12 protein-coding genes are annotated in these 12,940 nt (G+C 34.7%); 7 read left to right on the top strand and 5 right to left on the bottom strand.

Annotation, left to right across the window (positions count from 1 at the left end; genetic code table 11):
• Positions 1-153: 153 nt before the first annotated feature.
• Positions 154-1,014 (bottom strand): alpha/beta fold hydrolase, encoded by an 861-nt coding sequence (locus T1L09_RS03340; RefSeq protein WP_322549535.1) that lies wholly within the window; start codon positions 1,012-1,014, stop codon positions 154-156.
• A gap of 140 nt (positions 1,015-1,154) precedes the next feature.
• Here T1L09_RS03340 and T1L09_RS03335 point away from each other — a divergent pair, with 140 nt between their 5' ends.
• The 7 genes from T1L09_RS03335 to T1L09_RS03305 all read left to right on the top strand — a co-directional run bounded on the left by T1L09_RS03335 (position 1,155) and on the right by T1L09_RS03305 (position 8,618).
• The gene (locus tag T1L09_RS03335) at positions 1,155-1,973 is read left to right on the top strand and encodes a M48 family metallopeptidase (protein ID WP_322549534.1); all 819 of its coding nucleotides are present in this window, start codon (positions 1,155-1,157) and stop codon (positions 1,971-1,973) included.
• A 52-nt stretch (positions 1,974-2,025) separates the two neighbouring features.
• Positions 2,026-3,318, top strand: coding sequence for an MFS transporter (locus T1L09_RS03330; protein ID WP_322549533.1), 1,293 nt, complete (start codon positions 2,026-2,028; stop codon positions 3,316-3,318).
• Between the two features lie 148 nt (positions 3,319-3,466).
• The gene (lon, locus tag T1L09_RS03325) at positions 3,467-5,932 is read left to right on the top strand and encodes an endopeptidase La (protein ID WP_322549532.1); all 2,466 of its coding nucleotides are present in this window, start codon (positions 3,467-3,469) and stop codon (positions 5,930-5,932) included.
• A 187-nt stretch (positions 5,933-6,119) separates the two neighbouring features.
• Positions 6,120-7,139 carry a type IX secretion system protein PorQ gene (porQ, locus tag T1L09_RS03320; RefSeq protein ID WP_322549531.1) on the top strand — a complete coding sequence of 340 codons (1,020 nt, stop codon included), beginning with the start codon at positions 6,120-6,122 and terminating at the stop codon, positions 7,137-7,139.
• A 2-nt stretch (positions 7,140-7,141) separates the two neighbouring features.
• Entirely contained in the window at positions 7,142-7,420 is a 279-nt protein-coding gene (locus T1L09_RS03315; protein ID WP_322549530.1) for a hypothetical protein, read from the top strand.
• Positions 7,421-7,438: 18 nt separating this feature from the next.
• Positions 7,439-8,143 carry a (d)CMP kinase gene (gene cmk, locus T1L09_RS03310; RefSeq protein WP_322549529.1) on the top strand — a complete coding sequence of 235 codons (705 nt, stop codon included), beginning with the start codon at positions 7,439-7,441 and terminating at the stop codon, positions 8,141-8,143.
• Positions 8,144-8,159: 16 nt separating this feature from the next.
• Complete coding sequence (locus tag T1L09_RS03305) at positions 8,160-8,618, top strand: hypothetical protein (protein ID WP_322549528.1); 459 nt, start codon at positions 8,160-8,162, stop codon at positions 8,616-8,618.
• A 154-nt stretch (positions 8,619-8,772) separates the two neighbouring features.
• Here T1L09_RS03305 and T1L09_RS03300 read toward each other — a convergent pair whose 3' ends face one another.
• The 4 genes from T1L09_RS03300 to lpdA form a co-directional block, all read right to left on the bottom strand.
• The gene (locus tag T1L09_RS03300; RefSeq protein ID WP_322549527.1) at positions 8,773-9,750 is read right to left on the bottom strand and encodes an MlaD family protein; all 978 of its coding nucleotides are present in this window, start codon (positions 9,748-9,750) and stop codon (positions 8,773-8,775) included.
• A 3-nt stretch (positions 9,751-9,753) separates the two neighbouring features.
• Positions 9,754-10,500 (bottom strand): ABC transporter ATP-binding protein, encoded by a 747-nt coding sequence (locus T1L09_RS03295; RefSeq protein ID WP_322549526.1) that lies wholly within the window; start codon positions 10,498-10,500, stop codon positions 9,754-9,756.
• A gap of 8 nt (positions 10,501-10,508) precedes the next feature.
• On the bottom strand, positions 10,509-11,288 hold the full coding sequence (locus T1L09_RS03290; RefSeq protein ID WP_322549525.1) for an MlaE family ABC transporter permease: 780 nt from the start codon (positions 11,286-11,288) through the stop codon (positions 10,509-10,511).
• A gap of 197 nt (positions 11,289-11,485) precedes the next feature.
• Entirely contained in the window at positions 11,486-12,874 is a 1,389-nt protein-coding gene (gene lpdA / locus T1L09_RS03285) for a dihydrolipoyl dehydrogenase (RefSeq protein WP_322549524.1), read from the bottom strand.
• Positions 12,875-12,940 lie beyond the last annotated feature (66 nt).

The raw sequence follows: 12,940 nt of genomic DNA, 5'->3' as shown, positions 1-12,940 counted from the left end.
TTTGTTTTTTCTTTAAAAACAAAAAGATAGAACGAATAGCCCGACCTGAAAAGGGAACGCCCTAGAAATCTAGAATTGTATCGTAATGTTTGTGGTGGTTTTTAAATTCTTGAATACCTTCTTTGAAAGAAATACATCACTAATGATGTATTTCTAATTTAAAAACGAAATTATTTTTTGTACAACGTCTTCATTTCCAAGTATTTTTCGGTGGCCATAACCTGTTGTAATGATGAGTTCAGAATGTTTTAGATGTTTTTGAATATGATACGCCGCTTTTACTGGAACGTCCGCATCTTCCAAATCATGGATGACTAAAACTGGAATTTCAATTTGTTCGGCGGCTTTGTAAGCGGAATAATCATCCATTTTACCTCCGAATTTTTTCTCGAAATGATCTTTTAACAGCAATCCGTATTTCGGATTAATTTCTAATTTTGAAATGAAATCATCAATTACATCTTGAATGATATCTCCACTACCAATGACAACTGCTTTTTTAACTTGCAAATTTTGTTTAATAGCATTTAAAACAGACATCCCGCCTAAAGAGTGTCCAATTACAAATTTAAAAGGGCCATAATGTTTTTCTAACTCTAGAATAGAAGCTATGAATTCAGTCATTATTGAAGCGTTTCCTTTAGATTTTCCATGCGCTGGTGCATCAAAGCTTACCGTTGAAAAGCCGTTTTTTAGAAGCTCATCTGCAATTCGTACTAATTGCGTTCCGCGACCGGACCAGCCGTGGACTAAAAGTACTTTTCGAGCGCTTGTACCATATTCGTAAACTACAATTTCTTTGTTAATTGCAGGCACTGTTAGTAATCGTTGAACACTATCTTCATCCATTTTCACTTCACGTTTCGGTGTTTTGTGTTTTATAGGAGTAGTAAATAATTTTGAAGCAAACATTGTCGTAAGCTTAGGAGAAATCATCTCTAAAACTTTAGCGATTTTTTTAATTAAATTCGGAACTTCTTGGCTTTGTTTCGTTTCATTTTTATTTTTTGACATAGCGACAATTTTTTGTGCAAATTACTATTATTACCTTTTTTTATTTCATTTTCAGCTATAAAAATTAGTTAAATTTATTTTAGCTCTAATTTTTTATAAATTTAGTAGTAAATTTGTAGCTTATATAAAAACATATTGCTATGAATTATAAATCTAGAATCTTAATTGTTGTTCTTTTGGCCTTTGCTTGGGCATGTTCTACAAATCCTTTTACAGGAAAGAGTACCATGGCTTTAGTGCCTAATAGTCAAATATTCCCTTCAGCATTTCAACAATATAGTCAGTTTCTTTCTGAAAATAAAGTGGTGAAAGGTACGGCTGATGCAAAACGCATTGAAACTATTGGTATGAAAATCAAAACGGCAGCTGAACGTTGGTTAAACTCAAATGGTCAATCTAAATATTTAGAGGGTTATGAATGGGAATATAAATTAGTAGACAGTAAAGAATTAAATGCTTGGTGTATGCCAGGTGGTAAAATTGTTTTTTACACGGGTATTTTACCAGTCTGTAAAGATGATGCTGGAATTGCAGCTGTTATGGGGCACGAAGTTGCGCACGCATTAGCAAATCACGGCCAACAAAGAATGAGTGCTGGATTATTACAACAGTTAGGAGCCGTTGGTGCGCAAGTTGCTGTTGGAAATAAAAGTGCTGAAACGCAAGCTTTGGTAATGCAAGCTTATGGAATAGGAACGGAAGTAGGAGGAATGTTACCTTTTAGTAGAGCACACGAAAGTGAAGCCGATATGATTGGTTTAACACTTATGGCAATTGCAGGTTACGATCCAATTAATGCAGTTAAAGTGTGGGAAAGAATGTCCGCACTTTCAAACGGTCAGGCACCGGCTGAAATTTTAAGTACGCATCCAAGTAACGAATCTCGAATTAGAGATTTAACTGCTTTACTTCCAAAAGCAAAAGCAGAAGCCGCTAAATTTGGTGTTAAATTTAAATAAATAAAAATAAATAGTATATTTGAATCCCGACCTATAAAATCGGGATTTTTTTATGGCAAATTTAGAAAAAGGGAGCTCTAAACTTTTAAATGCTTGGGCATTTTACGATTGGGCAAATTCAGTATACGCATTGGTTATCTCTTCAACCATTTTTCCCCTATATTATGGTGCGTTATTTAGACAAAAAGAAATTGATGAAATTCTAATCTTAGGTTTTTCGGTCCGAAGTGAAGCATTGATTAGTTACGTTACGGCCTTAGGCTTTTTAATCATCGCATTTATATCGCCTTTGCTTTCGGGAATTGCCGATTATTTAGGAAATAAGAAATTCTTCCTAAAGTTATTTTGCTACGTGGGTGCTTTATCCTGTATGTCTCTATATTTTTTCTCGCTGGACACTGTAGTTTTGAGTTTGGTTTCATATTTATTGGCTTTAATAGGGTTCTGGGGAAGTTTAGTTTTTTATAATTCCTATTTACCAGATATTGCACACAAAGAGCAACAAGATAAAATCAGTGCAAAAGGTTTCAGTCTGGGCTATATCGGAAGCGTCGTTTTATTATTAATCTGTTTGGCAATGGTTATGTCGGTTGACGACATCCAAAAGCTCCAAATGATGCGTTATTCGTTTCTTTTGGTGGGAATTTGGTGGATGGGTTTTAGTCAATATACCTATTATCATTTACCGGATATTAAAAGCGAAAACAAATTTCATAAAAATATATTTTTCAATGGATTCAAAGAATTGCGTAAAGTTTGGAAACAAATTAAAGAGTTAAAAGCATTGCGTAGGTATTTAGGTGCTTTCTTCGTTTATAGTATGGCCGTGCAAACCATTATGATTATTGCCGCCTATTTTGGTGAAAAGGAAGTGCAATGGGGCGACGATAGCAAACGAACAATGGGATTAATTGTAAGTATTTTGCTAATTCAATTGATTGCTGTTTTCGGTGCTTGGCTAACTTCTAAAGCTTCTGCCAAATTTGGAAATATTAAGGTTTTGATTGCAATTAATTTCTTTTGGGTGCTAATTTGTACTTTCGCCTATTTCGTAATTACACCACAAGATTTTTATATTACAGCTGCTTTTGTAGGATTAGTTATGGGAGGAATTCAATCGTTATCTCGCTCTACATATTCCAAATTTATTCCAGCTGACGCCACAGACACGACTTCATTTTTTAGTTTTTACGATGTAGCAGAAAAAGTGGGAATTGTTATCGGAATGTTGACTTACGGTTACATTGCTGATATCACTGGAAAAATTCAAAATGCAATCCTATTTTTAATATTATTTTTCGTAGTCGGATTATTACTCTTATTGCGTGTGCCTAAAAACGAGTAATCATTGGCATACATCTTGATTTATTAGTTAAAGAAATACCCTTTATATTTATTTTACGAATTGATTATCAGTGCGATAGATCAGTTATTCGTAAATTTGAATAGTATAAGATAAAACAATTACTGACAAAAAGACCACATATACAATTATGCCAAACCATAAAATACTAGCCTTTGACAATTTGTCACTTCAAGAAATGGATCCTGATGCAGAATTAATTCCATTAATGACGCCGGAAGACGAAGAAGAAATGAACAATGAAGAGTTGCCAGAAGATATTGCAATTCTACCTTTACGAAATACCGTTTTATTTCCAGGAGTTGTAATTCCGATTACAGCCGGAAGAGATAAATCGATAAAATTGATTAATGATGCCAATGCCAAAGGAAAAATTATTGGTGTTGTAGCTCAAATCGATGAAAACGAAGAAGATCCATCGCCAAAAGATGTACATCATATTGGAACTGTTGCTCGAATTATGCGTGTTTTAAAAATGCCTGACGGAAATACTACCGTAATACTTCAAGGTAAAAAACGCTTTGAAATTGAGTCGTTTACGCAAGAAGAACCTTATCTAAAAGCGAAAATTAAAGCAGTTGATGAAGAACGTCCAAAAAAGAAAGATGTAGAATTTAAAGCCATCATCGAATCAATCAAAGAATTGGCTATCGAGATTATTCGCGAAAGTCCAAACATTCCTACCGAAGCTACTTTTGCTATTAAAAATATCGAAAGTGAACCTTTCCTAATCAATTTTGTTTCTTCAAATATGAACCTTTCGGTCGAAGAAAAACAACAATTATTAGCGATTAAAAACCTGAAAGATAGAGCATTAGAAACCTTGCGTTATATGAATTTAGAGCTTCAGAAATTAGAAGTTCGTAATGATATTCAGTCAAAAGTACGTTTTGATTTGGACCAACAACAACGCGAATATTTCTTACAGCAACAAATGAAAACCATTCAAGAGGAATTGGGTGGCGTTTCTTATGAAGCCGAAATTGAAGAAATGCGTGCCAAAGGGTTGAAGAAAAAATGGAACGAAGAAACGGGCAAACATTTCGAAAAGGAGTTGTCAAAATTACAACGTACCAATCCAAATTCACCCGATTTTGGAACGCAAAGAAACTATATTGAGTTATTTTTAGAATTGCCTTGGAATGAATTTTCAAAAGATAAATTTGATCTAAAAAGAGCCCAAAAAATTCTAGACCGCGATCATTATGGTTTGGAAGAAGTAAAGCAACGTATTATCGAACATTTAGCAGTTTTAAAATTGCGTAACGATATGAAATCGCCAATTTTGTGTTTGTACGGACCTCCCGGAGTTGGAAAAACCTCGATTGGAAAATCAATTGCCGAAGCTTTAGGAAGAGAATACATCAGAATGTCATTAGGTGGTTTGCGTGATGAAGCAGAAATTCGTGGCCATAGAAAAACCTACATTGGTGCAATGCCTGGACGTATTTTGCAAAATATAAAAAAGGCAAAAACGTCAAATCCTGTTTTTGTTTTAGACGAAATCGATAAATTATCAATAAGTAATACTGGCGATCCTTCTTCTGCATTGTTAGAAGTTTTAGATCCGGAACAAAATAAAGAATTTCACGATAATTTCTTGGAATTGGGATACGATTTATCAAAAGTGATGTTCATTGCGACAGCAAATAACGTTTCTTCAATTCAACCGGCACTTCGCGATCGTATGGAAATGATCGAAATGACGGGTTACACCATTGAAGAGAAAATTGAAATTGCAAAAACGCATTTGTTACCAAAACAATTAAAAGAACACGGATTATCAGCTAAGGATTTACAAATTGGTAAAAAACAACTCGAAAAAATAGTTGTCGGTTACACGCGTGAATCTGGTGTTCGTGGATTAGAGAAAAAAATCGCTCAAGTGGTGCGACACGCTGCAAAATCTATTGCAATGGAAGAACCGTATAATTTAAAAATTACGGACGAAGACATTTTAGCGGTCTTAAAATCGCCAAGAATGGAACGTGATAAATATGAAAGTAACGAGGTTGCCGGAGTGGTAACTGGTTTAGCTTGGACATCAGTTGGTGGCGATATTTTGTTCATTGAATCGTTGGTTTCAAAAGGAAAAGGAACGATGACAATGACGGGTAATTTAGGAACAGTAATGAAAGAATCCGTTACCATTGCCTTGGAATATATCCGTGCAAACGCTGAAGATTTAGGGATTAATCCCGAAATTTTAAACAACCACAACATTCACATTCACGTGCCAGAAGGTGCAACGCCAAAAGATGGCCCAAGTGCTGGAATTGCGATGTTGACGTCAATGGTTTCTTCATTCACACAAAAAAGAATTAAGAAAAATATTGCAATGACGGGCGAAATTACGCTTCGTGGAAAAGTGTTGCCTGTGGGCGGCATCAAAGAGAAAATCTTGGCTGCCAAACGAGCAAACATCAAAGAGATTATCCTTTGTAAAGAAAATAAACGCGATATTGAAGAGATAAACGCGAGTTATATTGAAGGATTAACCTTTCATTACGTCGATAGAATGAGTGAAGTTTTAGCCATCGCGATTACCGATCAAGATGTTAAGAATCCAAAGAATTTTACAAGTAGTAAAGTTTAGGGCGTTCCCTTTCAGGTCGTGCTTTCCGCTCTATCTTTTAGGGCAGAAAAAGCCCTAAAAGGATGCCGCTCCAATCACTAACGCAAAAAGGAATTCCAATACACATTTATTGGAATTTCTTTTTTTGTTTACTACTAATTATAATTTTATCTTCGCAGTTGCGTTATCATTAAGCTAACCTCATAAAATGCCTAAAAAAAGAATACTATTTTACTTTTTACTTATTTCGACTACTGGTTTTAGTCAAATAGGTGGAAAATATGTATATCAGTTTTTGAACTTAGCACAATCGCCGCGACAAGCTGCTTTAGGCGGAAAAACTGTTACTGTGGTAGATTATGATGTCAATCAGGCATTCTATAATCCAGCAACTATTAATGCAAAAATGCACAATCGTTTATCGGCAAGTTATGGCAGTTATTTTGGTGAAGTCTCTTATGGAAGTGCCGCTTATGCTTATACTTACGATCGCCATTTGCAGACTTTTCACGCGGGTGTTAGTTACATCAATTATGGAACTTTTGAAGGACGCGATGAATTAGGTGATTTGACTTCAGATTTTACCGGAAGTGAAGCCGCTTTATCATTGGGTTATGCTTATAATTTACCTTGGACGGATATGTACATTGGTGCTAATGCAAAACTAATTTCTTCTACTTTAGAAAGTTATAATTCGTGGGGAGCAGCAGTAGATTTGGGATTTTTATATGTAGATGTCGATAATGATATAAATTATGGTTTATCGGTTCGAAATATTGGATTTCAAATTAAACCTTATGCAGATACGAGAGAAGAATTACCACTTTCAATCGATGCGGGAATTTCGCAATTGATGGAAAATGTGCCGATTCGTTGGCATTTAACATTGGAAAATTTACAGCAATGGAATATTGCTTTTTCTAATCCCAACAGAGCAGAAGGTAATTTAGACGGCGGTTCAAAAGAAGAAAAAGTATCTTTTTTTAACAACGCTTTGCGTCACGTTATTATTGGTGCCGAATTATTTCCAGAAAAAGGATTCAACATCCGATTGGGTTATAACTTCAGAAGAGCCGAAGAATTACGAATTGTAGACCAACGCCATTTCTCCGGAATATCAGCTGGTTTTGGTTTGCGTTTTGGAAAAGTAAAATTAGATTATTCGTACTCAAGATATACGGTTGCAGCCAATACTAGTTTGTTTGGTTTAACCATTGATCTGGAATAATTGTGAAGTATAAAATTATTTTTTCAGTTCTTTTATTTGTTTCCTGCAAAGTTGATGAAACGGATCTACAGAATGCTGGATGGAAAATTTATGAAAAATCGGCAACAGATTTTGGAGATATTATCAGTTTTAACCAAATGAAAGTAAGAAACGACACCATTTTTCTTGAGAATGAACCAATTTATCAAATACTAGCATATAAAAAGAGGTATTTTATGGATGAATTCATTACTATTAAAAGTATAAAAACGCAAAATAGTGCTACATTTATAAAAAAGTAATACGTGGCAAAAAAACATATGAATAAAATTACCATAGCAATAGACGGTTTTTCGTCAACAGGAAAAAGTACATTGGCTAAGCAATTGGCAAAAGAATTGGGTTACGTTTATGTTGATACAGGAGCAATGTATCGTGCGGTTGCTTATTTTGCAAGCCAACATAACTTGGTTTCAGAAACACATTTGGACAAGGAAAATCTTATTGCACAATTAGCCAACATCAATTTGCGTTTTGTATTTAATCCTGATTTGGGTTTTGCCGAGATGTATTTGAATAATGAAAACGTTGAAAATCCAATTCGTACCATTGAAGTTTCTCGTTTAGTAAGTAAAGTTGCCGAAATTTCTGAAGTTCGTGCTAAATTAGTCGAGCAACAACAAGAAATGGGTAAAGGAAAAGGAATTGTAATGGACGGAAGAGACATCGGAACCGTTGTTTTTCCAGATGCCGAATTGAAATTTTTTATGACCTCAAGTGCAAATACCAGAGCACAGCGTCGTTTTGACGAATTGGTAGAAAAAGGACAACGCGTTACGTTTGAAGAAGTATTGCAAAACGTGCAAGAACGCGATTATATTGACACGAACAGAGCTGATTCTCCTCTAGTAAAAGCGGATGATGCTATTGCAATTGATAATTCAGCAATGACAAAAAAAGAACAATTTGACACAGTATTAACTTTGGTTCAAGAAAAATTAAAACTATTATCAATTAAACTATAACTTAAAAACTAATCCAATGAAAAAAACAATTTTTAAATTATCATTTATTCTTATCGCTTTTTTAAGTTTCACAGCTTGCAGTAGTGATGATTCCAGTGATGCAACAACAGGAACTCTTGAAGGCGTTTGGAATACAGGTAAAACCTATGGCACAGGAACAGGATCGGGTCTTAACTTAACTTTTGAGGGCGATTCTGAAGGGACAGTAAATTTTAAATCAGATGGAACTTATGATAGTAATCTTATAGGTGGTTATGTAACGGTTACCATTCCGGCATTAAATCAGAATCAAACAACTCCTATTGAGCCAGTTTCAGAAAGTGGCATTTATACTTACAATGCTGCAACCGATGATTTGGTTTTAGATGGAGAAACCTCAAAAGTGGTCCTTTTAAATGCGAATAATATGAAAATTAAAACGCTAGTAGATCAAGACGGGGTAATAGCTGAAATTTACACAGAGTATAATCGTTAAAATATATTTTATTATAGCAATAAATCCGATTTGAATTTCAAATCGGATTTATTATTTTGTGGCAATGCTTTATTTCTTATCAGTGAATTACTTCAGCGTATTAGAAAACCTAACTTTCACCATATTTAGCATCAAAAATTATTAAAGAAAAACTTTAGTCTTTAGCTTCTTTAGTTTTCTCTTTTTCAAGTTTTCTAAAATAGCCTCTAAACAAAAAATTGTGTTTTAAAGCCTCTAAATTTTCATTCAGTTTGATGCTCGACGAATTTAAATTTAACATTGTATCATCAATTTGTTTGACCAATTTCGGATCATTTGATAAATAATTCAAAGCACCTTTTCCATCTTTTATATTTACCACCGTTTCATTTAAATTCGTAACTACTTTATTTATTTCGCCACTCGATTTTTCTAAATTTGTAATGATTGTTTTCATTTTTAGGGCAACATCTTTATCATTTAAAACACCAATAACATTATCTTTTTGATTTAAAGAGAGAATCATCTTGTTTAAATTCGCCACAGATTCAGCAGTTCCACACGTAGTTTCTTTTAGATTATGCATTGTTTGTTGTAAATCATTAGACATCAAACTATCTTTCAACAACAAACCAACCGTTCCTTTTCCTTGATTGATTTCATTCGTAATTTTCAATAAATCAGCTGTTAAAAGTGCTGCATTTCTATTGGTAACTTCTAATGTTTCTAACATCGCATCGGTTCCTGCTTTACTCTTTGATGCGATCAGGTCGCCATTTTCAACTAGCGGTGCATTACCTTTACCAGGAACGATATTAATAACCATATTTCCCACTAAACCATCGGAACTTATAGAAGCAACGGCATTTCTTTTTAGATGGGTCATCATTTTATTTTCAATGATCATCGTCACGTAAATTATAGAGTCATTCTCCATTTCAATTTTGGTGACCGTTCCAATATCAATTCCGGCATAACGGACATTATTTCCGATTTGTAAACCGCTTACATTTTCAAAAACGGCTTTTATATTGGATGTATTTCCAAATATAAATTGCCTGTTTCCAAGTACATAAAGTGCACCTAGAAATATAAATGTTCCAAATATTACAAACACGCCAAGACGTATTTTTTGAGATGTTTCTTGTTCCATAATTTATTTTTCTTTAAAAAAAGCTCTCACTTTTGGGTCTGATGATGCTTCTAATTCTTCAAAACGACCTTCAATATAATTAATTCCGTCAATTAATAAAATCATTCGGTCTGAAATGGCTTTGGCACAATCGACATCGTGAGTGATTATGATGGAAGACGTGTTGTATTCTTTTCGAATCGAATTCATTAATTGTATGATTTCTTTTGAGGTTATAGGATCTAAACCAGTCGTTGGTTCATCGTATAGAATGATTTTTGGTTTTAGAATAAGTGTTCGTGCTAAGGCTACTCGGCGTTTCATTCCACCAGAAAGTTCATTTGGCATTAAATCGATTGCGTGAGCTAACCCTACATTTTCTAACGCTTCCATTACCAAAGGCGTCGTGTCTTTCAGGTGGCCAAACTTCTTCGTATGACGTCGCAATGGGAATTCTAAATTCTCCCGAACCGACATCGAATCATATAAAGCACTTCCTTGAAATAGAAAACCAATTTCAGTACGTAATTCATCTAAATCCTCCCGATTCAAATGGTTGATTTCTTTATCCATCACCAAAATCGTACCGCTATCAGGTTTCTCTAGACCAATCACACATTTAATCATCACTGATTTTCCGGAACCTGACTTTCCCATTACAACGACGTTTTCGCCCTCTTTTAAATCCATCGTAAAACCATTCAATACTACGTTCGTACCAAAGCTTTTGTGCAGATTATCTATTTTTATGATGGGTTTAGTGTTCGTCATAGTAGTAATTATAAAAAGATGTTGGTAATGAAAACGGCGATAAAATCAATCACAAACAGCAATACCGAGGTGTAAACAACTGCTGCATTTGCTGCTTTTCCTACGCCAACCGTTCCTTTTTTACAAGTATAGCCTTTGTAGCAGCCAATTAATCCAATGGCAAAACCAAAAAAGAATGTTTTTATAGTCGCAGGAACAATGTCGCTGAACTGTAAGATATTAAAAACTTGGTTGAAATATAAAGCAAACGAAACATTTCCTTTGATGTTTTCAACCAAATAGGAGCCATATATTGCAATAAGATCACCAAAAATCACTAGCAATGGCAACATTAAAGTAGCAGCAAGTACTCTCGTAACCACAAGATATTTAAAAGGATTTGTTCCTGAAACTTCCATTGCATCGATTTGCTCGGTAACTTTCATTGAACCTAATTCGGCACCGATACCAGAACCCACTTTACCAGCACAAATTAAGGCAACGATAATCGGACCGACTTCTCTAATGATGGAAACACTTACCATCGATGCCATCCAAGAAACAGCACCAAATTGCTCTAGTGTTGGACGAGATTGTAAGGTGAAAACTAATCCAATAATAAAACCAGTAATTCCTACTAAAAAAAACGAGCGATTCCCGATGTTGAAGCACTGACGCAAAAATTCTTTGAATTCGTAAGGAGGTCGCCAAACTTCTTTGAAAAATCTAGCAGTGAAATAAGCGATTTCGCCTACTTCAATTAGAAAATTTCGAAAAGCTTCTTTTATTTTTATCCAATATTTATTCATAAACTATGGATTTCTTTCCTATCAAATGTAGTGATTTTAAATGAATTGGAGCAGTTTTATTAAGTGCAAAAAAAAATCCGATTTGAAAATTTCAAACCGGATTTCTTACTATTTTATAACTTCGTACTTCTTACTTTGTATTTCTTACTTCGTACTTTGTATTTCTCACTTCGTACTTCGTACCTCGTATTTCGTACTTACAAATGAATTACTTCACCATAAGCCATAGCAACAGCTTCCATAACCGCTTCACTCATTGTAGGATGCGGGTGCACTGCTTTTAAAATTTCGTGACCTGTTGTTTCTAATTTACGCGCTACAACTGCTTCCGCAATCATATCTGTAACTCCAGCACCAATCATATGACAGCCTAACCATTCGCCATATTTAGCATCAAAAATTACTTTTACAAAACCGTCTGGTGTTCCAGCTGCTTTTGCTTTTCCTGAAGCTGAAAACGGGAATTTCCCAACTTTAATTTCGTATCCTTTTTCAATCGCTTGTTTTTCTGTCATACCAACAGATGCAATTTCTGGAGTAGCATACGTACAACCTGGAATGTTTCCATAGTCTAATGCATCAACGTGCAATCCAGCAATTTTTTCTACACATAAAATTCCTTCAGCAGAAGCTACGTGAGCTAAAGCTTGCCCTGGCGTAACATCACCAATCGCATAATAACCCGGAACGTTTGTTTGGTAGAATGTATTGACTAAAATTTTATCTCTATCTGTAGCAATACCTGTTTCTTCTAAACCGATATTTTCAATGTTTGTTTTAATTCCAACTGCAGAAAGTAAGATATCAGCTTCTAAAACTTCTTCTCCTTTAGCTGTTTTTACAAATGCTTTAACGCCGTTTCCAGTAGTGTCAATTCGTTCTACTGAAGAGTTGGTCATAATTTTAATTCCTGATTTTTTCAAAGAACGCTCCATTTGTTTCGAGATGTCTTCGTCTTCTACAGGAACTACATTGGGCATAAATTCAACAATAGTTACATCCGTTCCCATTGAATTATAAAAATGTGCAAATTCAACACCAATAGCTCCAGAACCTACAACAATCATCGATTTTGGTTGTTCTGCTAAAGTCATTGCTTGACGGTATCCAATTACTTTTTTACCATCTTGTGGTAAGTTTGGTAATTCTCTTGAACGCGCTCCCGTTGCAATAATGATATGATCTGCTGTATATTCCGTTACGGTTCCATCAGCAGCTTTTACGTCTACTTTTTTCCCAGGTTTTATTTTTCCAAAACCATCAATAACGTCAATTTTATTTTTTTTCATCAAGAATTGAACACCTTTGCTCATTCCATCTGCTACATCTCTAGAACGTTTTACAACTGCTGAGAAATCTTTATCAAAATCAGAAACAGTCAGTCCATAATCAGCAGCGTGTTTTAGGTAATCAAAAACTTGAGCCGATTTTAATAAGGCTTTTGTAGGGATACAACCCCAGTTTAAGCAAATTCCACCCAAATTTTCTTTTTCAATAACGGCTACTTTGAAGCCTAATTGTGATGCTCTAATGGCAGTTACATAGCCACCAGGACCACTTCCTAAAACTATAATATCGTATTTCATTTGTAAACTTTTTTCGGTTTTATTTAATGTGCGAATTTAAGCATTTTTTTCAAATCAAGAGCAAGG

The sequence above is a fragment of the Flavobacterium psychraquaticum genome, assembly GCF_034497725.1.
In the GTDB taxonomy this organism is placed as follows: Bacteria; Bacteroidota; Bacteroidia; order Flavobacteriales; family Flavobacteriaceae; genus Flavobacterium; species Flavobacterium psychraquaticum.
Note: the sequence above shows the minus strand (reverse complement) of the source record. Positions and strands in the feature narration are given on the sequence as shown.